The sequence below is a fragment of the Bradyrhizobium sp. BR14999 genome, assembly GCF_056106085.1.
In genome coordinates, this window is the sequence record NZ_CM148536.1 from 3,463,847 (window position 1) to 3,488,993 (window position 25,147).

The 25,147-nt window shown below is 64.1% G+C and carries 22 protein-coding genes; 9 read left to right on the top strand and 13 right to left on the bottom strand.

Annotated elements, in window-relative coordinates; translation table 11 throughout:
• Positions 1-177 precede the first annotated feature (177 nt).
• The 3 genes from ACR9YP_RS15930 to zigA all read right to left on the bottom strand — a co-directional run bounded on the left by ACR9YP_RS15930 (position 178) and on the right by zigA (position 2,580).
• Positions 178-1,062 (bottom strand): LysR family transcriptional regulator, encoded by an 885-nt coding sequence (locus ACR9YP_RS15930; protein ID WP_438106342.1) that lies wholly within the window; start codon positions 1,060-1,062, stop codon positions 178-180.
• A gap of 112 nt (positions 1,063-1,174) precedes the next feature.
• Entirely contained in the window at positions 1,175-1,363 is a 189-nt protein-coding gene (locus ACR9YP_RS15935; protein ID WP_438106344.1) for a hypothetical protein, read from the bottom strand.
• A gap of 11 nt (positions 1,364-1,374) precedes the next feature.
• Positions 1,375-2,580, bottom strand: a complete 1,206-nt coding sequence (gene zigA, locus ACR9YP_RS15940; RefSeq protein WP_438106345.1) for a zinc metallochaperone GTPase ZigA — start codon at positions 2,578-2,580, stop codon at positions 1,375-1,377.
• Positions 2,581-2,724: 144 nt separating this feature from the next.
• Between zigA and ACR9YP_RS15945 the strand changes: the two genes are divergently transcribed.
• Entirely contained in the window at positions 2,725-2,895 is a 171-nt protein-coding gene (locus ACR9YP_RS15945; RefSeq protein WP_438106347.1) for a hypothetical protein, read from the top strand.
• 60 nt (positions 2,896-2,955) lie between these two features.
• Here the strand turns inward: ACR9YP_RS15945 and ACR9YP_RS15950 are convergent, their stop codons facing one another.
• The 5 genes from ACR9YP_RS15950 to dctP are packed head-to-tail and all read right to left on the bottom strand — an operon-like array spanning position 2,956 to position 8,837.
• Positions 2,956-4,488, bottom strand: a complete 1,533-nt coding sequence (locus ACR9YP_RS15950; RefSeq protein ID WP_438106349.1) for a malonate--CoA ligase — start codon at positions 4,486-4,488, stop codon at positions 2,956-2,958.
• On the bottom strand, positions 4,485-5,894 hold the full coding sequence (locus tag ACR9YP_RS15955) for a malonyl-CoA decarboxylase (RefSeq protein WP_474220392.1): 1,410 nt from the start codon (positions 5,892-5,894) through the stop codon (positions 4,485-4,487). Before ACR9YP_RS15955 ends, ACR9YP_RS15950 begins: the two co-directional genes overlap by 4 nt.
• 17 nt (positions 5,895-5,911) lie before the next feature.
• A complete protein-coding gene (locus tag ACR9YP_RS15960) occupies positions 5,912-7,267 on the bottom strand; it encodes a TRAP transporter large permease (RefSeq protein WP_438106350.1) in 1,356 nt (451 codons plus the stop codon).
• Positions 7,264-7,821, bottom strand: coding sequence for a TRAP transporter small permease (locus ACR9YP_RS15965; RefSeq protein ID WP_128945279.1), 558 nt, complete (start codon positions 7,819-7,821; stop codon positions 7,264-7,266). The genes ACR9YP_RS15960 and ACR9YP_RS15965 overlap by 4 nt, the downstream gene beginning before the upstream one ends.
• Positions 7,818-8,837, bottom strand: a complete 1,020-nt coding sequence (dctP, locus tag ACR9YP_RS15970) for a TRAP transporter substrate-binding protein DctP (RefSeq protein WP_438106352.1) — start codon at positions 8,835-8,837, stop codon at positions 7,818-7,820. The genes ACR9YP_RS15965 and dctP overlap by 4 nt, the downstream gene beginning before the upstream one ends.
• Positions 8,838-8,960: 123 nt before the next feature.
• On the opposite strand from dctP, the gene ACR9YP_RS15975 reads away from it, so the two are divergent.
• A complete protein-coding gene (locus ACR9YP_RS15975; RefSeq protein WP_438106354.1) occupies positions 8,961-9,647 on the top strand; it encodes a GntR family transcriptional regulator in 687 nt (228 codons plus the stop codon).
• A 303-nt stretch (positions 9,648-9,950) separates the two neighbouring features.
• On the opposite strand, the gene ACR9YP_RS15980 is transcribed toward ACR9YP_RS15975, so the two are convergent.
• The gene (locus ACR9YP_RS15980) at positions 9,951-10,757 is read right to left on the bottom strand and encodes an AraC family transcriptional regulator (protein WP_474220394.1); all 807 of its coding nucleotides are present in this window, start codon (positions 10,755-10,757) and stop codon (positions 9,951-9,953) included.
• Positions 10,758-10,905: 148 nt separating this feature from the next.
• Here ACR9YP_RS15980 and ACR9YP_RS15985 point away from each other — a divergent pair, with 148 nt between their 5' ends.
• From ACR9YP_RS15985 to acdA, 6 genes are all read left to right on the top strand, one after another.
• A complete protein-coding gene (locus ACR9YP_RS15985) occupies positions 10,906-12,225 on the top strand; it encodes a tetratricopeptide repeat protein (RefSeq protein ID WP_474220395.1) in 1,320 nt (439 codons plus the stop codon).
• Positions 12,226-13,452 carry an MFS transporter gene (locus ACR9YP_RS15990; protein ID WP_438106359.1) on the top strand — a complete coding sequence of 409 codons (1,227 nt, stop codon included), beginning with the start codon at positions 12,226-12,228 and terminating at the stop codon, positions 13,450-13,452. It abuts the gene before it with no gap.
• A gap of 89 nt (positions 13,453-13,541) precedes the next feature.
• Complete coding sequence (locus ACR9YP_RS15995; RefSeq protein ID WP_438106360.1) at positions 13,542-14,219, top strand: cupin domain-containing protein; 678 nt, start codon at positions 13,542-13,544, stop codon at positions 14,217-14,219.
• A 103-nt stretch (positions 14,220-14,322) separates the two neighbouring features.
• Positions 14,323-14,979, top strand: a complete 657-nt coding sequence (acuR, locus tag ACR9YP_RS16000) for an acrylate utilization transcriptional regulator AcuR (RefSeq protein ID WP_438106362.1) — start codon at positions 14,323-14,325, stop codon at positions 14,977-14,979.
• A gap of 34 nt (positions 14,980-15,013) precedes the next feature.
• Entirely contained in the window at positions 15,014-15,586 is a 573-nt protein-coding gene (locus ACR9YP_RS16005; RefSeq protein WP_130211712.1) for a peroxidase-related enzyme, read from the top strand.
• Between the two features lie 14 nt (positions 15,587-15,600).
• On the top strand, positions 15,601-16,779 hold the full coding sequence (acdA, locus tag ACR9YP_RS16010) for a 3-sulfinopropanoyl-CoA desulfinase (protein ID WP_438106364.1): 1,179 nt from the start codon (positions 15,601-15,603) through the stop codon (positions 16,777-16,779).
• Positions 16,780-17,128: 349 nt separating this feature from the next.
• Here acdA and ACR9YP_RS16015 read toward each other — a convergent pair whose 3' ends face one another.
• On the bottom strand, positions 17,129-17,479 hold the full coding sequence (locus ACR9YP_RS16015; protein WP_438106366.1) for a RidA family protein: 351 nt from the start codon (positions 17,477-17,479) through the stop codon (positions 17,129-17,131).
• Positions 17,480-17,720: 241 nt separating this feature from the next.
• Between ACR9YP_RS16015 and ACR9YP_RS16020 the strand changes: the two genes are divergently transcribed.
• Entirely contained in the window at positions 17,721-20,042 is a 2,322-nt protein-coding gene (locus ACR9YP_RS16020) for a molybdopterin guanine dinucleotide-containing S/N-oxide reductase (RefSeq protein WP_438106368.1), read from the top strand.
• A 136-nt stretch (positions 20,043-20,178) separates the two neighbouring features.
• Here the strand turns inward: ACR9YP_RS16020 and ACR9YP_RS16025 are convergent, their stop codons facing one another.
• The 3 genes from ACR9YP_RS16025 to ACR9YP_RS16035 form a co-directional block, all read right to left on the bottom strand.
• Positions 20,179-21,162, bottom strand: a complete 984-nt coding sequence (locus ACR9YP_RS16025; protein WP_438106370.1) for a helix-turn-helix domain-containing protein — start codon at positions 21,160-21,162, stop codon at positions 20,179-20,181.
• Between the two features lie 251 nt (positions 21,163-21,413).
• Complete coding sequence (locus ACR9YP_RS16030; RefSeq protein WP_091878181.1) at positions 21,414-22,121, bottom strand: hypothetical protein; 708 nt, start codon at positions 22,119-22,121, stop codon at positions 21,414-21,416.
• A gap of 118 nt (positions 22,122-22,239) precedes the next feature.
• Positions 22,240-25,083 carry an ATP-binding protein gene (locus ACR9YP_RS16035; protein WP_438106372.1) on the bottom strand — a complete coding sequence of 948 codons (2,844 nt, stop codon included), beginning with the start codon at positions 25,081-25,083 and terminating at the stop codon, positions 22,240-22,242.
• Positions 25,084-25,147 lie beyond the last annotated feature (64 nt).

Below are 25,147 nucleotides of genomic sequence, written 5' to 3' on the forward strand. Positions count from 1 at the left end.
GTGAGACCGATTTCATGCCGACTGTGATGTCGCCCGCTGCCTTTGCTGCCCATCTTCAATCGGAAGCGGATCGTTGGAGCGCGATCGCACACCAGTCAAAGGTCAGAATTGAGTGAGCGGTCGACGCTTTCCGCGAGCATCACGAAGCAGTCGAAGAGGAGCGGCACATTGGTTGGCTCAGCCGGTGAGGATCGGTTTCAAAGCGTCCGCTTCCGATGCGACAAAGTCAAAGAAGGCTCCGACCCGCGGGAGATGTCGGGCATCGGGATAGGTGAGGAGGCGCCAGGCCCGGGTCAACTCGGGCACAGGCTCGAGAACACGTACGAGATCGACTTCGGCATCCCCGAGCGCGATCGGTAGCGTCGCAATCCCGACCCCCGCCTTCGCTGAGGACACCAGGCCAAGCACGCTGATACTTCGTGCAGCATAGTGAGCATCGGGTGCGACTTCACGTAGCCAGGTCGACAACCGGTGGCCGGCGAGGCTTTCGTCGAAGGCGATCAGCGGATGGTTTTTTAGCGCGTCAATCGATCCTGGTGCGCCGTTGCGCTCGAGATAGGCGTGACTGGCGTAGACGGCCCAGATGGAGTCGGCGATCTTTCTGCCGATCATATCCCCTGTGGTATCGCCGGAGCGGAACGCGACGTCAGCCTCACCCTTCGACAAGTCGATGTAACGATCCGCGAGGACGAACTGGACACGAATGCCGGGATGTTTGGCGTGGAAGCGGTCGATGAAACCCGATTGTGCGAGGCGGATCGCGATGGGTTCGGGGCAGGTCAGACGCAGAATGCTGGCATGGGCGGCTTCGGCGGCCTTGAGCCGGAACGCTTCGATGCTGGCAGCCACGTCCTCGGCCAATGGGAAGACCAGCGCGCCCGCAGTGGTGAGGCTGTAGCCGCTAGGCGATCGCTCGACCAATCGTAGCCCAAGGCGTCCTTCCGGTTCGGTCAGGCGCCGCTGGACGGTGAACTGGTTCACTCCCAGATGGCGTGCGGCCGCGAGCGTGCTGCCGTGATGGGCCACCGCCAGCAGGTACTTGAGATCATTCCAGTCGAACATCACAGATCCCCAACGCGCGCAGCCATTCTGCATCCTTGCGGCTCCCTTCCGCAATCGTCTTGACTGCCGCGGTTCGCGCTCGACCCTCACGGTGTAGCGCAAAGGATCTACATCATTCGCCTTCGAGCGCATTCCTGAGGGAATCGGATGAGCTTTGCGTGCTCTGTGCGGGGCAACCATATGACTGCTCGCCGACCAAGGCAGTTGGCGGGAATATGCTGTCGTATATTGCGCGAGCTTCCCGAATGAGACGAATTCGCTCGAGCTCGGATTTCGGGACAAATCGAATGACGTCGCCCATGTGCGCTCCCGCTAGGCTGCTTCGTGCGCGCGCCGCCAAATCGGAAACGGGTCTGCGAGCTTTGCCCATTCCGCGACGTCCATGGCAGGTTTTCCCCTCACGAGACATCCGTCCAGGCGGGCGCAGATCGAGTCTTCGTCCATGCCGGCCCCGATGAACACGATTTCCTGACGGCGATCGCCGTAGATGCTGCTCCAGTTTTGTCGAAGTTTCTTGCGCCAGAAAGGATCATCCGGCCATCGTTCTGCCGGCACGCCGGCCCACCAGAAACCAAGGGCCTGGGTGCGAATGATCGAACCCGCCTGGCTGAGTTCACCGAGCCATTGCGGCCGTGTCGCGAGCCAGAAGTGCCCCTTGGCGCGAATGACGCCTGGCCAAGGCTCCTTGATGAACCTGTCGAACTTGGCGGGGTCGAACGGACGGCGCGCGCGGTAGACGAAGTTCCTCACGCCGTATTCTTCCGTTTCCGGCACGTGATCGGCAAAGCCGTAGAGCTCCTTGTACCAGAGGGGATGCTGCTGAGCCTTTTCGAAGTCGAACCGGCCGGTGTCGAGAATGCGATCGAAAGCGACCCGGCTGTGGTTGGCTTCGATCAGGTCCGCTTCTGGATTGAGCGCACGAATGATCTTTCGCGCCGCTTCGCGCTGCTCGGGCGAGGCGTCATCAACCTTGTTCAAGACGATCACATCGGCAAATTCGATCTGCTCGACGAGGAGATCGACCAACGTGCGCTTGTCGTTCTCGAGCGCTTCGCCGCGTTGCTCCAGAAAATCCGTCGACGAATAGTCCTTGAGCAGGTTCTCGGCGTCGACCACGGTGACCATGGTGTCGAGACGCGCCACGTCGGAGAGGCTTTCGCCGTCTTCGGAGCGAAAGTCGAAGGTCGCCGCGACCGGCAGCGGCTCGGAGATGCCCGTCGATTCGATCAGCAAATAATCGAAGCGACCGTGTTCGGCGAGTGCGCGGACCTCCTTCAAGAGATCGTCGCGCAGCGTGCAGCAGATGCAGCCGTTCGTCATCTCGACGAGCTTCTCATCGGTCCGGGATAGATTCGCACCGTCATCGCGAACCAAATCCGCATCGATGTTCACCTCGCTCATATCGTTGACGATCACCGCCACCTTCAGGCCGTGCCGGTTGTTCAGGACATTGTTCAGCAAAGTGGTCTTTCCAGCCCCGAGGAAGCCGGACAAGACGGTGACGGGGAGTTTCTGCATGGAGATCGAAGAGCCTTTTCAAGGGGAGAGGGCGGCGCTTGGGACAGGGCATTTCGGCTGACGCGATGTAATGTTATAACATTACATCTTCGAAGCTTGGCCATCTGTCAAGGCGCTTTGGGTCACCGCACGATCGGAACCACCTTGAACGCGCTGGTGCGGTCCGGGTTTAGCATCGAACTCGTCGACGCGTTCGCCCTGTCGATTGAGCAGATCAGGGAGAGTCAGGCGCTCACGGAAGAGCTGGAGCGGCCGATGATGCTGCTCGTGTCGTCGAGGCGATCGGATGCCGATCTCGCCATTCGATCTGCATGATGGCGGCAGACTCGAGGCTCCGCGCTCGCTCTGCGGAGCGGACCGTTCAAGCCGTCCGTATCAACTCCCCTGGCCGGCCTTGGCCGAATAGAGCTCTGCAAAGCGCTCCCGCAGCAGGTTTTTCTGTACCTTGCCCATCGTGTTGCGCGGAAGCGTCTCGACGAAGATGATGCCCTTGGGCTGCTTGAATTTCGCCAGCCGTCCGGACAGCGCCGCGAGAATGGTGCGTTCGTCCAAGGACGAGCCCGGCGACCGGACGACGGCAGCCGTGACGCCCTCGCCGAAATCGGCATGCGGCACGCCGACGACGGCACTTTCTGAGACCCCCGGGATGGCGTCGATCTCCGTCTCGATCTCCTTCGGATAGACGTTGAAGCCGCCGGTGATGATGAGATCCTTGCCGCGGCCGACGATGTGCAGATAGCCATTTGCATCGAGCTTGCCGAGGTCGCCGGTGATGAAGAAGCCGTCGCTGCGGAATTCGGCCGCGGTCTTGTCCGGCATGTTCCAGTAGCCCGCAAACACGTTCGGCCCCTTCACTTCGATCATGCCAACCTCGTTCGTGGGCAGCGCCGCACCGCTCTCGGGATCGGCGATCCGAACTTCGACCGCGGGCAGGGGGCGACCCACGGAGCCCGGAATGCGCTGGCCGTCGTAGGGATTGGAGGCGATCATGCCGGTTTCGGTCATGCCGTAGCGCTCCAGGATCGCGTGTCCGGTCCTCGCCTGCCAGGCGCGGTGAGTCTCGGCAAGGAGCGGCGCCGAGCCGGCGACGAACAGCCTCATGTTGGCGGTCGTGCGCTCGTTCAGGTTCGTGCTCTCGAGCAGGCGTACATAGAAGGTCGGCACGCCCATCAGCACGGTGCTGCGCGCCATCGTCGCCAGAATGCGCTCGGCGTCGAACTTTTGCATGAACAGGATGCGCCCGCGCGCGGCGAACGTGACGTTGCAGGCCACGAAGAGCCCGTGAACGTGGTAGATCGGCAGCGCGTGGATCAGCACGTCCTTCCTGGAATAGCGCCACTCTTCAACCAGCGTCAGGGCGTTCGAGGCCAGATTGCCGTGCGTCAGCATGGCGCCCTTCGAGCGGCCGGTCGTGCCGGAGGTGTAGAGAATGGCGGCGAGGTCGTCATTCCCCCTGGCCACGGTGTCGAATGCAATCGGGAAGTCCGCCGCGGCATCGGCGAGCGAGCCCTTGCCGTGGTGATCGAGCGTCTCGACCCGGCCGCCCGCTTTGGCAGCAATGGCGCGCAGGTCGGCTTCTTCCTTCGGATTGCACACGATCAATGTCGGCTGCGCGTCGCGGACGAAGTACTCGGTTTCGGCCGGCGTATAGGCAGTGTTCAGCGGCAGATAGACGGCACCGGAGCGGAGCGTTGCGAGATAGAGGGCGATGGCCTCGACGGATTTCTCGACCTTGGCAGCGACACGGTGGTTCGGGCCGATGCCAATCCTGGCGAGCAAGTTCGCAAACTTGCCGCTCAGCGCAGCGAGTTCGGCGTAGCTCAACGTCGCGCCGTCCTCCTTCTCAATGCAGATGGACTGATCGGACTCCGCAGAGCCAAGCAGGCGGTCGTACAGGTTCCAGGTCATGACGAGATCTTCCGTTGAGAGTTGGATTGGGGACTCGGAACGAGGTCGCGCGATGACAATTTCGCGCGAAGGGCCTTCTTCACCTTGTCGGACGCCACTACGGTGCCGGCTTCCGCAAACGCTTCGTGGTTCGCCTCGATGTGCTCGAGCGCGTAAAGATAGTTCACCATCAGTCCGTAGGACTGCTTCATGCCCTTGGGCGAAGCATCCCCCAGGAAATTCAGCCGCTCCAGGCGCGCGCCGTTGCCGAGATGGAAGCGGGCGACCGGATCGACCGGCTTGCCTGACGGCAGCTTCGCCTTCAGGAAGTAGTAGGCCGCAAGCGCGGTGACGGCCTCTTTCGCCTGCGCGATGTCGCCGCCGTCATCGAGAGCGGCCAGCGCGCGTCGTGTCTCCTCATCGATCGCGCCGGAGGCCTCTGTCTTGAGCTCGCGCCGCACCCAACCGGCAAAGCCGGGAATGGGCGACAGCGTGACGAAGGTCTTCAGGTTCGGCAGCTCGCGGGCGAGATCCTGCACCACCTGCTTGATCAGGAAATTGCCGAACGAGACGCCGGCCAGGCCCTTCTGCGTATTCGAGATCGAGTAGAACACGGCAGTGGTCGCCTCACGCGCGGCAATCGCCTGGCGCGATTTGTCGAGCAATGGGCCGATCGCGCCGGGAATCTCCTTGGTTAGCGCGACCTCGACGAAGATCAGCGGCTCGTCGACCAGCTGCGGATGAAAGAACGCGTAGCAGCGGCGATCCGGCGGCTCGAGCCGGTTGCGCAAGTCCTCCCAGTCCTGGATGGCATGGACGGCCTCATACTTGATGATCTTCTCGAGGATGTTGGCAGACGTCGTCCAATCGATCGGCCGCAGCACGAGGAAGCCCCTGTTGAACCACGACGAGAACAGATGGACGAAATCGTCGTCGACCGGCTGGAGCTCGGGATGCTCGCGCAGCAGCGAGAGCAGCACCTCCCGCATGCGAACCAGCGACGAAGTGCCGCCGGGCGCCAGATTGAGGCGCCGGATCAATTCCTGCCGGCGCGGCTCGGCGACGGCATGGAGCGCCTCGAGCTTGCTGCCGTCGCCGCCCTCCTTGCGTTGGTAGGCCGCGATCGCGAGCTCGATCGCGCGACGGTCGGGCCCGAACCGGTCCGCGAGCGAGGCGAGGAATTTCAGCCGCTGCGGCTCGCCGGCCTGCTCGAAAGCCGCAAGCAGCGATTGCGCGATCGCAACGCCGGAGGCTTCGCCGCGCCTGGAGAGCAGCGCTTCACCCAGAAGGGCGAGATCGCGATCCTCGCCTGGCTCGCGATCAGGCTTGATGCCCAGAACCGCGCGACCACGTTGCGTCAAGGTATCGATGAGCCCTTGCAGGAATTCGGGCGCCGTGATGCGTCCGGATCTTGTGTCGTTCAGCATCGTTCATGCCTCCTCGGTTAACGCGACGGGGCGCCCATCACCAGGTTGGGCAGAAAGGTGGAGATCGAGGGCGCCAGGCAAAGCAGGACGACCGCGAACGCCATCAGGAGCACGAAGGGCAGCGTCCCCCAGATCACGTCCCGCAACGGGATGTCCGGCGCGATGTTCCTGATGACGAAGATGTTGAGTCCAACCGGCGGATGAATGAGGCCCATCTCCATCACGATCGTCATCACCACGCCGAACCAGATCAGGTCGAAGCCTGCGTCCTTGAGCGGCGGCAGGATGATCGGCGCAGTCATCAGGATGATGGAGACCGGCGGCAGGAAGAAGCCGAGCACGACCACCAGCACCAGGATCGCTGCCAGCAGCACCCAGCGCGAGAGCTGCATCGCGACGATCGCTTGCGCCGCCGCCTGACTGATGTGGAGATAGCTCATCACGTAGGAGTAGAGCAGCGACATGCCGATGATCAGCATCAGCATGGTCGATTCCTTCAGCGTCGATTCCAGGATCGGGCCGAGATCCCGCGGGCGCCACACGCCATAGATCGAGGCGATCAGGACTAGCGCCAGGATGCCGCCGAGGCCTGCGGTTTCCGACGGCGTCGCATAGCCGCCATAGAGTGCGATCATGACGCCGCTGAGCAGCACGACGAAGGGGAGCACCCGCGGCAGCGCACCGAACCGCATCGCCATGGTGAAGCGCTCATTCGAAAGGATCGGGTGCTGCGCAGGGTCCGCGGCATAAGCGCGCTCTGCCGCGGCGTATTCGGACTTGAATCTCAACACCGCATACGTCGCAAACAGTAGCACCAGGAGAAGGCCCGGGCCGATGCCGGCGAGGAAGAGACGACCGAGCGACTGCTCCGCCGCGACCGCGTACAGGATCATGGTGATCGAGGGCGGCAGCAGGATGCCCAGCGTGCCGCCGGCTGCGATGACGCCCGCAGCAAAGCCGCCGGAGTAGCCGCGCTTGCGCATTTCGGGAATGCCGGCCGAACCGATGGCCGAGCACGTCGCCGGAGATGATCCGGCCATTGCAGCGAACAGCGCGCAGGCGAACACATTGGCGATGCCGAGCCCACCCGGGATCCGGCCCATCCAGACATGCAACGCGCTGTAGAGGTCTTGTCCCGCCTTCGACTTGCCAATCGCGGCGCCCTTCAGGATGAAGAGCGGGATCGCCAGCAGCGTGATCGAGGCCATCTCCTCGTACACGTTCTGCGTCACCGTATCGAGCGATGCAGCGGGCATGAAGAAATACATGAAGATGACGGCGACGGCACCGAGCGCCAGCGCGATCGGCATGCCCGAGGCCATGACGGCGAGCGTGGCCCCGCCATACATCAGTCCGACGGCAAACGTGCTCATTTGCTCCTCCATCCGTCGACGCGCGAGGCGAGCTGAAGCGCGATTTGAACCGTCATCAGCGTCATCCCGAGCGACATCATGCTGTAGGGAATCCATAGCGGCGGGGCCCAGGTCGATCCGGACACCTGTCCGTCGACCCATGCCTCGTGGAACAGCGTCCAGGATTTCCAGGCGAAGAAGCAGCAGAACAGCAGGCTCGCGGTGTCGACCACGAGCATGCGGATCGCATTGCCGCGCTTCGACAGATAGCCGGTGAGAGCCTCGATGCCGATGTGGCCGCGTCCGGCTTGCACGAACGCGGTCGACAGGAACGTGGCGCCGACCAGCAGGAACACCGCGGCCTCGTCCTGCCAATAGGTTGCCGCGTTGAAGAAGTAGCGCGCGGCCACGCTGTAGCTCAGGATCGTGCTCGCGACGATAAGTGCGACCGAGCAGAGGACGACGATCGTCCTGTTGAGCAGGATCATCGCGCGATTGATCCGTCCCACCGTGGAGCCGGGTCGCGCTGCCGTCATGACGACGGAGTGGCCGAGATCGACGCCGTGCGCGCTCATGATCCGGCCTCCATGGCGAGCTTGATCAGGCGGGCGCAGTTCTCGTTCTTTTTGGCGTAATCCTTCCAGGCCGTGTCGCGCGCAAGCTCCCGCCACGCCTGAACCGTCTTGTCGTCGAGATCATGCACGGTCGCGCCGGCGGCCTGGTAGACCTTGGCCACGCGGACGTCGTCTTCCATCGCCGCGGTGCGGCCGAACGCTTCCAGCTCGGCGCCGACCGAGACGATGATGTCGCGCTCCTCGCTCGAAAGCCGATCGAACACCGCCTTCGACATCACGAGCGGCTCGAGCATGAACCAGTAGCTCTTGGCCCGGCCGGTCGTCAGATGCTTGGCGAGCTCTTCCAGGCGGAACGAGGTCAGGCTGGTGGACGAGGTGAGGGCGGCATCGCAGGCGCCGGTCTGCATCGCCGCATAGAGTTCGTTGGAGGGAAGCGACAGCACCGAGGCGCCGGCGGCCTGGAGCACGAGATCCATCTCGCGCGAGCCGCCGCGGATCTTCATGCCCTTGGCATCGCCGACCTCGACGAGCGGACGCGCACGGCTGGCGACGCCGCCCGCCTGCCAGATCCAGGTGACAATGACGATGCCTTTGGCGGCGAGAAATTTGCTGAACTCCTGGCCGATCGGCTTGTTCTTCCAGCCGAGACCCTCGTCGTAACCGGTGACGAGACCCGGCATCAGGCCGATGTTCAGTTCGGGAAGATCGCCGCCGGCGTAGGAGATCGGAATGAGGCTCATGTCGAGCGCACCTTTGCGCATCGCCGAGACCTGCGCGTTGGTCTTCATCAGCGACGAGCCGGGATAGATCTCGGCGGTCATCGCGCCCTTGCTGCGCTCCTGGATCAGGGCTGCGAAACGCCGGCAGAGCCGGTCGCGGAAATCACCCTCGGTCGCCGTGCCACCCGGAAACTGGTGCGAGATCTTCAGGGCCGTGGCCGCGCGCGCTTCCCCGAACCGGAGCAGCGCCGGGGCTGCGATTCCCAAGGCCAGGGCTTGGCGTCTTGAAATCCTCATTCCATACCTCCCGTTGCCAGATTGCATTTTTTATTTCTAATCTTGCATACAATTAATATATGAACTGCATGCTGTTTGTTTTGTCAAGTATATGGTATGGAATTGTGGGATCAGGTGTATGCAATGAGCCAGGCCTTCAGACTTAAGCAGTCGATCGAAGACGCTGTGATTGCAGGAGAATTCCTGCCGGGTGATCGCCTGGACGAGGCCTCGCTGGCGGAGCGATTCGGGGTGTCGCGCACCCCCATCCGGGAGGCGCTGCTCCAGCTCGGCGCCGAGGGCTTCATCGATGTTCGCCCCCGCCGCGGCGCGATCGTCAGCGTCCCGTCACCGACCCGGCTGTTCGAGATGTTCGAAACGATGGCGGAGATCGAAAGCGCCTGCGGACGCCTGGCGGCACGTCGGCTGACGCCGGAGAACGATGCCGCAATGGAGACGGCTCATCGCGCCTGCGAGATTGCCGCGCGCGAAGGCGACAGCGAGCAGTACTACGCCGACAACCGCAATTTTCACGAAGCGATCTACCGCGCGAGCCGCAACAGTTTTCTCGCTGATCAAGCCTTTGCTCTGCATAAGCGGCTGAGCGCCTATCGCCGTATCCAGCTACGTGCGCGCAACCGCCTGCTGCAATCGCTCCAGGAGCACGCCGGGATTCTCGAAGCGATCCGCGCCGGCGATGAGCAACTCGCGGCAACGCGACTTCACGATCATGTTCTGGTCCAGGGTGAGCGGTTCTCGGACATGGTGCTTGGCCTTGCCGCGGATCGACGATCCGACGCGACCGGAAGCAAGAGCGGAACGGCGAAGTAGAGGCTGCGTCAGCGCCGGCTAGAGCATGATCCGGAAAAGTGTGCAGCGGTTTTCCGAAAAGATCATGCTAAAACAATAACCTAAAGCGCGATGACGATTCATCCCAATCTCATCGCGCTTTAGCGTTGAGTCTCGCCGTAGCCATTCGTCACTCCATTCAGGGTGTCCGCGCTGTGCTGCCGGTCGTGCCGCCAGTGAAGAATGCCACCCAACCCAATCTGGCCCCAACTGAGCTCGGCTTCGATGGTTCCGAGGAAGCCCGAATGCTGCTTCGCCGGAGCTCTCCGCTTCAGATACTCCTTATCAGCGGATGTCGGCGGCACGACGCTCGCTAGTTGCTCTTCGCATGTAGGCGTGCGGACTGGATCCCATTTCCGTCCGGAATGCGTAGACGAACGCGGATGCGGATCCGTAGCCCAGTTGCAACGCAGTCTCCGTGACTCCCGTGCCTCTGCTCAACAGCTCGATAGCGCGCAGCAGCCGTACCCGCCGCCGCCATGATCGCAGGCTCGAACCCATTTCCGCTTCGAACTGGCGCGTCAGCGTGCGCGACGACATGCCGAGCGCCTTGGCCCAATCATCCGAAGTTCGGGAATCGGCCGGATCTACGTAGAGCGCTTCGCAAAGGCGCAGCAGGCGTTCGCCGCGCGGCCACGGCAATCCCGCCCTCAGCGCGCGGGCCCTGCCGAGCTGATCGAGAATGAGTGTCGCGACGCGATCGGGGTAGCCGTCGGTATCCTGGCTTCCTTCGATGGCTGCGGCCTCGACGATCAACTCCTTCAGCAGGGGAGACACGGCGAGCACTGTCGGAGCCGATGGCAGATTGCTCCCGGCGTCGACGGCAATCCACAGGCTGCGAAACTCGGCGCCGAGAAGGGAGCCCACCCGATGGCGAACGCCGCGCGGCAGCCAGACGGCTTGTTCGGGCGAGATGACGAAGGAACGGTTCTCCGCGGTCACCATCAGCACGCCGTCGATGGCGTAGACCACCTGGTGCCAGTCGTGCGCGTGCTCCAGGAATTCGTGCCGCGCCGGGATCGACTGGGCGCGCATGGTGATCGGGCGCGGCGGCAAGGCATCCGGCGGAGCCGATAGTGGGGTCCAGGTCATGTCGTTTCCGATTGGCCGATATTCTATATAAATTGGCAAAACGTCGAAAGACAGCCGCTTTTCGCTCTGTTAGCGCTCCAGTTCAAGGCCGGCCACACCACGGACTTCGTTGGCCGGACCGTCTCGTCCCTCGTAGCAGGAGCGGAGCATGGCCGAGTGCGACAGCCGGGGCCTGCCGATTTCGACAGATTCACCGAAAGCCGCCGGTCAATATCGCGCCGGCATCGATCTGCTTCTTTCGGCGTGGCCGGGTGCAGATGAGGCGCTGCGGCAGGCCGTGGAGCACGATCCGCATTTCGCGCTGGCGCACGCCGCCCTCGCACGTCTGCACGCGATCAAGGCCGAGCCTGCGGACGCGCGCGCAAGGATCGCGACTGCGCAGGAAATCGTCGCGCGAAACGGCTCGCCGCGTGAGATCAGCCATGTGGCGGTCCTCGCGCTCGCGGTGACCGGCCAGTCCACCCGGGCGTTGGAGAGCGCGCTCGCGCATCTGGACGCGTGGCCGCGCGACGTCCTGATCCTCTCTCTGCCGCTCGGTGCGTTCGGCCTGTTCGCGTTCTCGGGGATGATCGGGCACGACCAGGCGCGCGTGGATCTCTGCGAACGCGTCGCGGGTCGCTACGACGCGGATGACTGGTGGTTCCTGACCTATCGCGGCTGGTCACATGCCGAGAACGGATCGGTCTCGAGAGGTCGCGACCTCGCGCAACGTGGTCTCGAACGGCGCCGCGCCAACGCGAACGCCGCGCATGCGGTCGCGCATGCGATGTTCGAGCAGGGCGCCAAGGACGAAGCCGAAACGCTGCTCGAAGGCTGGTTGCCTGATTATGATCGGGCAGGGATGCTTCACGGTCATCTGGCCTGGCACGCGGCGCTCTCGGCGCTGGAGCGCGACGATCCGCAACACGCCCTGGCGATCTACTCCAAATACGTTCGACCTTCGGCCTCGCTCGGTCTGCCGATCAACGTCGTGAGCGACACGGTTTCCTTGTTGTGGAGGCTTCAGGCGTATGGCCATGAGGTGCCGTCCGGCATGTGGGGCGAGGTCGAGAGCTACGCCGGATCCCGCTATCCGAGTCCCGGTCTGGCATTCGTCGAAGTGCACATGGCCTTGTTGGCCGCCGCGACCGGAAAACACGCCACGGCCGTCGACCGCATCAAGGCGAATGCGCAACGTGTCGCGGACGGCGCGCTGCCGGCTGGTCCCGTCGTGCCGGCCATCGGGCGGGCGGCGCTCGCGTTCGCGAACGCCGACTACGCCGAATGCATGCGGATTCTCGAGCCCGTGGCCGCAGACGTCGCCCGGGTCGGCGGCAGCGGCGCCCAGAGGGAAATCATCGAAGACATGTTGTTGCTCGCTTTCATGCGAAGCGGCGATTCCGCCAAGGCACGCGATCTGCTCGATCGCCGCCTTCACCGCCGTCCGTCGCAGCGCGATGCGCGCTGGCGCGGCCAAATCGAGGTCTGAATGTCAGAAGTTGCCGTGCAAGGGCGGATGGAGGCTCCGCCCGCGTTCCGTTTCGAGCGCAACAATATCGCAAGGCTCGCCGTCGCGCAGGCACTGGCCGGCGCGAATTCGGCGATCGTCTACGCCACCGGCGCCGTGATCGGCGACATGCTGGCGCCCAGCAAGGCGCTGGCAACTCTCCCAATCTCGATCTTCGTGGTCGGGATGGCGGCCTGCACCTTGCCCGCCGGAGCGGTCGCGCAACGTTACGGGCGACGCGCGACCTTCATGATCGGCACCGGCTGCGGTGTCCTCTCCGGCCTGATCGGATCGCTCGCGATTCTACACGCCTCGTTCGGCTTGTTCTGTGCGGCAACGTTTCTCGGCGGTGTCTACGCCGCGGTGGTGCTGTCCTTTCGCTTCGCTGCCGCCGATTGTGCGGCGCCGGAGCGGCGGCCGCGCGCGCTATCGGCGGTGATGGCAGGCGGTGTCTTTGCCGGCGTGATCGGGCCGCAACTCGTCACGTATACGATGGGTCTGTGGCCATCCCATCTGTTCGCGGCCACCTATCTGGCACAAGGCGCGGTCGCCGCGATCTCGTTATCGGTTCTCGCCGGGGTCCGTCTGCCGATGCCGATCGCGGCCGACAGGGGCAGAGGCCGTCCTCTTTCCGTGATCGCGCGCCAGCCGCGTTTCATTGCTGCGGTGGTCTGCGGTGTCGTCTCCTATCTGCTGATGAACTTCCTGATGACGGCGGCGCCGCTCGCGATGAAGTTCTGCAATCTGTCGCAGGAGTTTGCCAATCTTGGTCTGCAATGGCATGTGATCGCCATGTACGGCCCGAGCTTCTGGACCGGCAGGCTGATCACCCGGTTCGGCGCATCGAGGGTGGTGGCGACCGGGCTGCTGCTCACCGCCGCCTCTTCGGCAGTCGGTCTGTTCGGCATTCAGGTCGGGCACTTCTGGGCGACGCTGATCCTGCTCGGCGTCGGCTGGAATTTTGGCTTCGTCGGAGCATCTGCGATGGTCCTGGAGTGTCATCGCGCGGAGGAGAAGGCGCGCGTCCAGTCGCTGAACGACTTCATCGTGTTCGGGACGATGACCTTCGGCTCGTTCCTGTCGGGTGGACTGCTCTCCGCCTACGGCTGGAATACGGTCCTGTGGGTTTCGTTTCCGCCTCTGTTCCTGGCCGTCGCCGCGCTGGCGCTGGCATCACCACGATCGCGCCGCGGCGATACGGCGTCGTGATGTGCTGGAGCGCGCCGCGGAGGCCGTCGCACGGATGCGGTCCGGCCAGGCCAATTTCAGAATGGTGTTGACCATGAGGGAGAAGAGCCATGCGCATCAATGATAACTTGACGGTTCCGGTGATCGTCCAGGCTGGGCAGCTGCCGTGGACCCAAAGCCCGGCGGCCGGTGTCGACCGGCGCATGCTGTTCCGCATCGGTGACGAGGTCGCGCGCGCCACCTCGATCGTGCGGTACGCGCCGCACAGCGCGTTTCCGCGCCATACGCATGGCGGCGGCGAAGAGATCGTCGTTCTCGATGGCGTCTTTCAGGACGAGCATGGCGATTACCCCGCGGGCAGCTACTTCCGCAATCCGCCCGGGACCTCGCACGTTCCCGCATCGGAGGCTGGCTGCACGATCTTCGTGCGCCTTTGGCAGTTCCGGGATGGCGATCGCGACCAGATCGTACGACGGCCCGCGGAAGGTCGTCAGCGCGAGCCGCGATCCGGGGCGGCGAGCGCGCTCGAACTGTTCGACGATGGATTTGAGAACGTGCGTTTCGAGAGCTGGATGCCGGGCAGTTCCGTCGCGGTCGAGAATGCACGCGGGCTCGAAATGCTCATTCTCGCCGGGAGCCTGTCGATTGGTGATCAGACGCTGCTCCCGCAAGGCTGGGTCCGCTTGCCCGCCGGACAGCCCCTGCGCGCCGTCTGCGGTGCGGACGGCGCGAACGTCTGGCTGAAGGACGCTCCTCTGCTGCATCCGGACGTCTGTCAGATGCCGTGAGCGCGAGGCGATCCGCACGTCCTGGAAGGTCCGATCGACAGACGCCGGGCCTCGATGACGACGCGGGATTGATTTTGCAAGACGATCGGTCTAATAAATCGCCATGAAAGCGATTTCGCCGTCAGCCGAACCACGTCGCCGTGGCCGTCCGCCTAAGGACCAGACACGGCCAGACGCGCCGCGCGCACGGCTGCTGCGCACCGGCGTAGCGATCCTGACCGAGAAGGGCTTCAGTGCCGTGGGCGTCGAGGAGATCCTTGACACCGCGGAGGTGCCAAAAGGCTCATTTTACCATTACTTCGACAGCAAGGAGGCCTTTGGTCTCGCACTGATCGATGCCTATGCGGACTATTTCGCGCGCAAGCTGGACCGATGGTTCGACGACACCGAGCGTGCTCCGCTCGACCGTCTGCGTGATTTCATCGCGGACGCTCGCTCGGGCATGGCGAGACATCGTTACCGGCGCGGCTGCCTCGTCGGCAATCTCGGACAGGAGATGGGTGTTCTGCCCGAACCGTTCCGGAAGCGCCTCGCTGCTGTGTTCCGGGATTGGGAAGCGCGGACGTCCCGTTGCCTGCGGTCGGCGCAAGAGGCGGGCGAGATGTCCAGCGAGCTCGACTGCGAGGATCTCGCGCAGTACTTCTGGATCGGCTGGGAGGGCGCGGTGCTACGCGCCAAGCTCGAACGGCGCCCGGACGCGCTCGACGTCTTCGCCGAAGGTTTTCTTGTGATGATCCGGGCGAAAGGTGAGGGGCGATGACTGTCGTGCCAATCTTCAACGAGGAGCCAAGCTCATGACCGAAACACGCGCCGTCAGCCGCTTCCCTGTCCCCGATCTCGCCGATATGCCGGACGATATCCGCAGCCGCATCCTGGCCGTGCAGGAGAAGTCCGGCTTCATTCCGAATGTCTTTCTCGTGCTCGCCCACCGGCCGGAGGAGTTTCGCGCGTTCTTTGCCTATCACGACGCGCTGATGGATAAGCCCGGCAATCTGACCAAGGCGGAGCGCGAGATGATCGTCGTTGCGACCAGCAACCTCAATCAGTGCCAGTATTGCGTAGTGGCGCATGGCGCGATCTTGCGGATCCGCGCCAAGGACCCGCTGATTGCCGATCAGGTCGCCGTCAACTACCGCAAGGCCGACATCACCGATCGTCAGAAGGCGATGCTGGATTTCGCTGTTCGGGTCTCGACCGAGGCGCACAAGACGTCTGAAAGCGACTTCGCCACGCTGAAGGCGCACGGATTCACCGAAGAGGACATCTGGGACATCGCGGCGATCTCGGCCTTTTTCGGCCTGTCGAACCGGCTCGCGAACGTGACGAGCATGCGTCCGAATGCCGAATTCTATGCCATGGGCCGCTGAGAAGGAGCGGCGCCATGGAGCTGTCATCCCGTCAATTGGCTTTGAAGGAAAGAGCCGCCGCCTTCTCGAACGGGCTGCTGCGCAAGCGCGGCGCCGAGATCGATCAATCGCGCGAGTATCCCTTCGACGTTGTCGAGGCACTGAAAGCCGAGCGCTTCATGGGCATGACCATCCCGAAGGAATATGGCGGGCAGGGCCAGAGCTTCCTCGACACGGTGCTGGTGATCGAGGAGATGGCGCGCGCGTGCACGGTCTCGGCGCGTATCGTCGTCGAGGCCAATATGGGCGCGATCTCCACCGTCATGGCCTACGGCACCGATGCACAGCGCAGGCGCGCTGCTGATCTCGTCCTGGCAGGCGACAAGCCGGCCATCTGCATCACGGAGCCCGAGGCGGGCAGCGACGCGAGCGGCATGAAGACCCGGGCCGACAAGCGCGGCAATCGCTTCGTGCTCAACGGCAGCAAGCATTGGATCACCGGTGCCGGCGTGTCGCGCCTGCACCTGATCTTCGCGCGGGTCTTCGATGAGAGCGGTGAGGAGCTTGGCGTCGGCGGCTTCCTGGCCGTGCGCGGCGAGGCCGAAGGGCTGCGCATCGGCAAGCGCGAAACGACGATGGGACTGTGCGGCATGCCCGAGGGCGAGCTCGTGTTCGAGGATCTGGAGATCACGCCGGACATGGTGCTGCTGCCTCCGTCGGGCTTCAAGCGCGGCTTTGCCGACCTCATCAATGCCTATAACAGCCAGCGTGTCGGCGCAGGCACTGTCGCGATGGGGATCGCAGCAGGTGCGCTGGAGCACGCCGTCGAATGGGTCAAGACGCGCGAGCAGTTCGGGCGCCCGATCGGCGAATTCCAGGGGCTGCAATGGATGCTCGCCGACATGCAAACGCAGCTCACCGCATCCCGCCTGATGCTGCATGCAGCCGCCGCGTCGCGAGGCCCGGGCGGCAGCGCATTTCCCGATCCGACCCTCGCGGCGCAGGCGAAGATCTTCGCGTCCGAGGCGGCGATCAAGATCGTCAACGATGCACTTCAGATGTTCGGGGCCCGCGGTTATTCGCGCGACTTCCCGCTCGAGCGCATGGCGCGCGACGTGCGCATGTTCACGATCGGCGGTGGCACGGCGCAGGTGCTGCGCACGCTCGTCGCGAGCAAGGTTCTGGGCTGGAAGCTGCCGCAGACCCGTCATTGAGCGGGGGTCATCCAGACTGCTTCAGCCAGTTTTGGGCTCGGCTCGCGGTCGGCTTGCGTCTGCGATCACTAGCTCGTGTCATCATGGCCGCTTCAGCGGCCCTGACGCGCCGACGCAGCTCTAACAATTCGCAATATGCGGCACGAAGCGGATCGTCAGAATCGAGCGTCGGCGATTGCTTTGAAGAATTCGTCGTGCCGTAGGATGAGTATCTGATCATCTTGAACACGCTGCGTTTGATATACGCAGAGCGTATCAGGGCATTCTCTTCGCGCAACGAAAGTCGCTCGTTAACATTGATGTCGGCGCAAAAAGTTAAGACCGGTACAAGGATATGCTCTCCCAACCGCTATTGTCGCGCAGCGATCGCGGTCATCTCGAGCTTGATGCCCGGACCGAGATCGGCGACGCCGATTGCGGCGCGCGCTGGCAGATGAGCTTCCGCAAAGTGCGCCTTCCAGGCGGCGTTGAACGCGGCCTTCTCCTTGAGGTCCGTCATGTAGATGGTCACCTGCAAGACATTCGCCAAATCGGATCCGAGGGTCTTCAGCAGCTGCGCCAGCTGCCGGAGGACGTCGTTAGCCTGACCCGACATGTCGAGGCTCGTGTCTTCAGGGACGATTCCACCGATGTAAAGCACGCCATTATGCTCGACCACTTCGTGGAGCAGACCTTCGTAGGGCAAGACGCGCTTGATCATGATGAGACCGATGTTGCTGATGAGGGGAGGGATGCGTATCGCACATCTGCACCATCAATACGAGGCCCTGTGACGTACCGAGTGGCACCGTCGACATCGGCTTGAGTCTTGACCTCGCTATTCGGCGGCGTCGGGTGCAACAGAGTGCACGGGAGCCCAGCGTAGACGTCAGCCCTGATCTCGATGACATCGCAGTGTGGATCGGTATACTGCCACCACGTGCTGGAACAAGGATCAGGCGATGGACGATACGATTGGCTTTCCCGACCCCGGCCTCGACCTGTCCGACGGCTTCAAGCCGCACACCTCGCATTGGGGCGTGTTCTCGGCGCGCCAAGGCGCGGCCGGGCTCGAGGTGAGAGCGTATGCAGGGGATCCCGATCCCAACGGCATCATCGACAATTTCCCCGGCGCGCTGCGCCATCAGGCGCGCATCGCCCAGCCGGCGATCCGCCGCGGCTGGCTCGAGCGCGGTCCCGGTCCGGACGATCGCCGCGGCCGCGACGAATTCGTCTCCGTGAGCTGGGAGAAGGCGCTCGACCTGCTCGGCGACGAACTGGCGCGCATCCGCGACACGCGTGGTCCCGGCGCCGTGTTCGGCGGCTCCTATGGCTGGTCGAGTGCGGGCCGCTTTCATCACGCACAGAGCCAGGTGCATCGCTTCCTCAACATCGCAATGGGCGGCTATGTGCGTTCGGTCAACACCTATTCTTCCGGCGCGTCCTCGGTGCTGCTGCCGCAGATCCTGGCGGGATACGAGGACATCACCAAGCGCAACGTCACCTGGGAGCAGATCGCGGCTGATACCGAGATCGTGCTGGCGTTCGGCGGCATGGCGCTGAAGAACTCCATGGTCGCCGGCGGCTCTATCAGCAAGCATGTCGAGCGCGGTGCCATGGCGGCGGCGCGCCGGCGCGGCTGCGAGTTCGTCCTGGTCAGCCCGCTGCGCGACGATCTGCCGGTCGAAGCTGGCGCCGAATGGATGAGCTGCGTGCCCGGCACCGACACCGCGCTGATGCTCGGCATCGTCCACACGCTGGTGAGCGAAGGTCTGCACGACCAGGCCTTCCTCGATCGCTACACGGAAGGCTGGCCCGTCTTCCTGCGCTATCTCACCGGCGAGAGCGATGGGCAAGCAAAGCATGCCGGATGGGCCGCCGCGATCTCAGGCGTCGACGCGGACACGATCCGCGCTCTGGCGCGTCGCCTCGCCGGAAAACGCGCGCTCATCACCGTCTCGCATTCGCTCCAGCGCGCCGAGCATGGTGAGCAGCCGGTGTGGATGGGCCTGGTATTGGCGGCAGCGCTCGGCCAGATCGGTCTTCCCGGCGGCGGTTACGCCTATTCGCTGGGTGCGATCGGCTATTACGGCCGCCGCGTCAACGACGTGCCGGGGCCGACGCTGGGGCAGGGCCGCAACGGCGTTGCCGATTTCATTCCGGTGGCACGCATCGCCGACATGCTGCTCAACCCCGGCAGCACCTATCGCTACAATGGCGAGACGCGCACCTATCCGGACATTCGCCTCGTCTACTGGGCCGGCGGCAATCCCTTCCATCATCACCAGGACATCAACCGCCTGCGCAAGGCGTTCGCGAAAGTCGACACGCTGGTCGTGCACGAGCTCGGCTGGACCGCGACGGCCCGGCACGCCGACATCGTGCTGCCCGCGACCATGACGCTGGAGCGCGAGGACATCGGCTATTCCACCAACGATCCCCTGATGGTCGCGATGCACCGGATCGCCGAGCCGTTCGGGCTCGCGCGCGACGACTATGATATCTTCGCCGATCTCGCCGAGCGTCTTGGCGCGCGCGAACCCTTTACGGAAGGTCGCACCTCCCGGGAGTGGCTCGAACATCTGTATGAGCCAACCCGCGCCTCGCTCGCCAAGCGTGGCCTGGAAGCGCCCAGCTTCGACGAATTCTGGCAGCGCGGCAGCCTGGTCGTGCCGCAGCAGCCCGATGACGGCGGCCGGCTGCGCCGATTCCGTGAGGATCCCGCAGGTCACGCCCTGCCGACGCCGAGCGGCCGCATCGAGATTTTCTCGGCGAAGATCGCGGGCCATGGCGATGCGGATTGTCCGGGCCATCCGGTTTGGCTCGACAAGACCGATATGCCGAGGCCTGGCGCGCCGTGCTTCCTCGTCGCCAACCAGCCGGTGACGCGGCTGCACAGCCAGCTCGATTTCGGCGGCCATTCGCTTGCCGCAAAACATCGCGGCCGCGAGGTCGCGCGCATGAACCCGCGCGATGCGGCCGCGCGCGGCATCAAGGATGGCGACATCATCCGCCTGTTCAACGACCGCGGCGCCTGCCTCGCTGCGGTCCACGTCACCGACGGCATCGCGCCCGGCGTCGTGCAGCTTCCGACCGGAGCGTGGTATGACCCGATGGATCCCGAGGACGACGCGCCGCTCTGCGTGCACGGCAATCCGAACGTGCTCACCCGAGACATCGGCACCTCATCCCTGGCGCAAGGCTGCACGGGGCAGCTGACGACGGTCGAGGTGGAGAAGTTCACGGGCAATCTGCCACCGATCCGGGCGTTCGATCCGGTGTAGGGCTTTTATCGTAGCCCGGATGGAGCGTAGCGCAATCCGGGACCGCTCTCTTCATCGGCACCTTCCCGGATTACGCTTTCGCTCCATCCGGGCTACGGCATCTCGCAATGATGAAGTAGAGACCGTGTGCGCCTCGCTACGCGGCCACGCTGGCGATCCAGTCCCTCTCCAGAGCGGCACGCCGCTGCGGAGGCGCTTCTGCCTCAGCTCGCTCACCCTTGCTGGCGAGGCGCCAGCGTGCCGGAGACTGGCCGCTGATGCGCTTGAAGACGGTGGAAAAATGCGCCTGCGTGCTGAAGCCGACGGCAAGCGCGATCTCCGCCAAGGGCCGCTCGGTGGTGATGAGCAGCGCCTTCGCACGTTCGATCCGGTGATTGAGAAGATATTCGCGGGGACGGTAACCGGTCGCGGCGCGGAATTGGGCCGCAAAGTGCATTCTGGACAAGCCGGCGACATGGGCGAGCTCGGCCAGGCTGATGCAGCGGTCGAAATGATCGGCGATGTATTGTTCGACCCGCCGCAGCCGCCATTTCGGCAAGGCATTGACCCTGACGCGCGGCGGCTCCAACCGGGCGAGATGCATCGCGAGGGTCTGGCCGAGGCAGCGCATGAACTGGTGGTCCGCGGCGTGACCACGTTCGATCAGCGCCTTGGCAAGCTCCGCAGCGAGCGGGTCCCGCAACAGGACGAGGTCATTCAGTCCTTCGGTCGCGGGGAATTGCGCCGGAAAATGATCCGTGGAGATATGAAAGTGCAGGAAAGCGCACGGCGATTCGAATTGCGCGCGGAGAGGCTTCGACGGTGCGGTGACATAGAGCGTGCCTGCAGGCATGGCGCCGTCGAAAACGATCTGACGGTCCCGGCTCAGTCTTGCGCGCGTGGTCTTCAGGGCGATGCCGACGAAATAGCGATCCTCGGGCGTCGTCGTTTCGTGCGACGAAGCGCCACGGCAATCTTCCCATCGCGAGATCGTGATGTCCTCGCTGGACGTCTCCGCGCTGCGATCGATCTGACGCCATCGGCTTTCCCGGGCGAATGCCTGTGTCGCTCGAATGGCTTCGCGATTCCGGTTGACGGCTCGAAGATCGGCCCAGGCGTGCGCCTGCATGTCGGTGAACATCGTTCGTCCTCTCGTCTCAGCGGCGGCTTGCGAATGCGCAAGTTCGCTATGGTCCGAGAGTACGCGTGTGCGCGCCAGGACGCCCGTTAGTGGTGATTAGGAGTTGTTAGTTGTTGTGTGAGTGCGAGCGCTGTGACAGCTCGCCGCAGGGGGGCTCTATGAACGTCCCAATTCGTCGCATCGGTTGGCAATCGTCGGCGCAGTCCAGGCCTGGTTCGAGCACGTGACGTCGTTTGCGCGCTCATGCGCCGCTACTCGAAGACGGCGTCGAAGATCTCGACGTCCATCAGCACGGGCTTGACGATCACGGTTCCATCGGGCCGCAGCGTTTGCGCCCGTCGAAGCGTCGGCACCACGATGCCGCCGAAACTGTCATGAGCCCAGGAAGAATGTGCGACCTTCATCCCGAAGAGATCGTGATCTGTCCGTCGTTGCAGGGCGCTCTCGTCGAAATAGAAGATCTGCTCGGGAGCGAGCGTGACCAGGCGCGGGGGGAATTGCGCCCGCAGCCGCCGCCAAGTCTGGGTGCTCTCGCGCCACGGCGTCAGCTCTTCCACCACGACATCGGGGTCGGCGAGCAGGAATGGAGTCGTCAGGTAATTCCAGATCGCCACGCCGCAGAAGAAGACGAGGTGCAGTTCGTCCGCGAGCGCAGCAGAGCCAGCCTCGGCAGACGCGAAGCTCGGGTTGCGCCAGGTCCGCAGGACCTCACCATCCAGGCTCTCGATCGTGATCGCGTCCGGTTGAAACGACCCGGAATGTTCGCCCCCGGTGATGCCGGTGAAGCGGATCGATTGCGTCCGGGTCGAGCCTTCTGCGGTCACGTCCTTGAATTCCCGGGCGTGCCCGGCGCTGGAGAACAGCGTCCCGCCGACGGAGAGGTGGAGCGTGAACCCCTTCAAGCTGTTCCAACGGGCCATACCGCCGTTGGCATCGATTACGTCGTCAAGAAGCGCCATGTCCCGCCATATCCACCGTGAAGTGCCTCCACCATGGCGGGGTGTGTGCGGCTTGGCGTGTTAGAAGTTGTTAGGACTTGCGAGCGCGCGGGATGGCGGTATCTCGTTGAAGATGCTCTCAATTCAGGGCGGCAAGGAGGCCTCTTGCGGCAACCAGATCGCGGGTCTGGAGGCCCTCCTGATACTGCGCGACGAGTGGGGTGAGCAGGTCGCGCGCGTCGGCGGCCTTGCCGGTGCGCTCCCAGATGCGGCCAAGGCTGATCGCGCCGCGGAGTTCCCAGCCGACCGCGAATTGGCGCCGCGACAGATCGAGCGATCTGCGCAAGACGCTCTCGGCCTCCGCAACGTTGCCAGACCGTACGAGGATGTCGCCCTTGACCCTGAGCATCTCCGGCATGTCGAACGACTCGCCATGATCGGGGATTTCCGCGATGGCCTCATCGATGGTCCGCAGGGCCTCGTCGGGCTGGTTCTGGGCCAAGAGTCCCTCCGCGAGCGCCGTCGCAAACACCGTCGTCATGATCCGGTGCCGCGTTGCGAACAGCGTGGCCTGGCTGCGGCGAAGATGCTCCATGCCGGCGGCGACGTCGCCGCGGCGCAGCAGCAGCTCGCCTTTCTGGCCGATGCCGACCGCATGATAGGGGCCGAGGAAGTGGCGCGCGGAATGTTCGATCAGCCGCTCGATCAGGATTTCCGCATTGGCCCAGTCGCCGACCCAGAGGAACACATAGATCGTCCAGATCAAGGAAATACCGAGGGTCAGCGGCTGCTCCAGCAACTCGGCCTCGCGAACGGTGTACCTGGCCGCCTCAATTGCACGATCGGGCCGGCCGGTGAGCCAAAGCCCGCGCGCCAGTGCCACCAGCGCCACGATGCGGTCGTCATAACCGAGATGCCCGATGTTCAGCCGCTGCGAGCCGGGATTGTGCGCCATTGCGCTCTGGCAAAACTGCACGGCCTTGTCCTGATTGCCGATCAGATGATGCGCAACGCCCAGCATCCATTCCACGTTCAGCGCGGCGGCGGGATCGTTCAGCCTGCGCGCAACGCTTTCGCCCTGTTCGCCCGTGCCGAGCGCGCCGTGAAAATCGCCAACCCTGGTGAGATAGATGTGCAATCCGCGCAACAGCCAGAGCTGCCAGTGCAGATCCTTCAGCTCCCGTGCAAGCTGGAGACTGCGCGTGAACGCCGTCCGGACCGCTTCCGTATTGCCCTGCGTGAACATCACGGAGACGCCGAGCGCCGCCTGCAACGTCATCTCCTGGCGGCTGTCGATCGAACCCGTGTCGAGCGAGGCCAGCGCCTGCCGGGTCCAACGGTAGCATTCCGTCAGCAATGTCAGCTCGAGGAAGAACTGGGCTGCCGAGGCCGCCAGATCCACGCCGATTGTCCGGTCGCCGCCGTCCGAAAAGCTCCAGGTCAGCGCGGCCCTGACGTTGGGCAGGTAGTCGGCATAAGGAAGGAAGCCGCCGGCGCTCTGCATGCCCGCTGATTTGACAGCAACGTCGCGCAGGACATCGCGGAAATATTCGGCGTGAGCGCGCGCAGCGCGGGCCGCTTCCCCGTTCTCGACGAGCTTGTCCGCGACGAAGGCGCGGGTCGTGTCGAGCAGGCGATAGCGCAGCCGCCGCTCCGCGGGCGACGTTGCGATCAGCGATTTGGAGAGCAGGTTCGAGATCGTCTCGACCGCTTCGGATTCGCTGATGCCCTGGCTGGACGCGACAGCAATTGCGGCTTCCAGCGTGAACGGGCCGACGAACACCGACAGTGCGCGCAGCGTCGCGCTTTCGGCCGGCGGCAGCAGGTCGTAACTCCAGGCGAGTGCCGCGCTCAGGGTCTGGTGTCGCGGAATCGCAGTACGTCGTCCTCGCCACAACAGCGAGAAGCGGCTATCCAGCAGCGAGGCGGTCCCGGCAATGCCATAGGCGTTCACACGTCCGGCGGCGAGCTCGATCGCAAGCGCAATGCCGTCGAGACGCCGGCAGATCTCGGCGACGAGCGGGGCATCCTCCTCGCTGAGCTCGAACTCGCTCAGGCTCTCGGCGATGCGTTCCACGAAGAGTTGGCTTGCGGGATAGGCAAGGATGTCGGCGATGCTGAGACCGTCGCGCTGCGGTGGGCAATCCAGTGGAAACAGCCGGTGGACGCGCTCGCCTTCGGTGCGAAAGGATTCGCGGCTGGTGGCGAGAATGTGCAGCTCTGGCGCCTCCTGGACGATGCGTTCGGCTAAGGGGGCGAGCTCATCGAGAATATGTTCGCAACTGTCGAACACCAGCAGCATCCGCTGGCTGTGCAGGAACGTCAGTAGGCCCGGCATGGGATCGTCGGAGTTGACGGTCAGGCCAAGCGCGGCCGCAATCGTTCCGGGCACGAGGCGGGCATCCGTCAGCGCACCGAAATCGACGAAGCTCACCCGACCGTCGAAGGCCCCGAGCTCGCGGTGCGCGACGGCGAGCGCAACCGAGGTCTTGCCGATCCCGCCGGGCCCGACGATGGTGACGAAGTGGTGCTGAGTCAGCTCTGCGGAGATCCTCTCGACCTCATCGTCGCGCCCTATCATCCTCGCAAGCGGCGAGGGAAGCGCGTGGGGCGAAGCGGCAGGCAGGCTGGTGCGGTCCTCGAACAGTGCTGTCCGGAGCAGCGGGGCGGCGAAGCAATAGCCACGTCCGGGGACGTTGACGACGTAGCGGGAGCCTTCGCCAGCATCGCCCAAGGTTTTGCGCAGATTCGTGATGTGGAAGCGCAGGCTGCCTTCGTCGACATTCACGTCGGCCCAGACGCGCCGCATCAGCTCCCGTTTGTCCACGACCTCGCCGGCGCGCTCGGCGAGAAAGATGAGGATGTCGAGCGCGCGGCCACCGAGGTGAAGCGGCGCGCCGTCCTTCTCAATCAGCCGCGACTTGGGAAACAGCCGGAACGGCCCGAAAGCAATGGCCGAATTCTGGTCGTTAGTGTCCGGCACGAGCAATGGTCCGCTGAAAAGGCTGATGTCTGCACGTTGATCTATCAGAACGAGACGTTCAGTA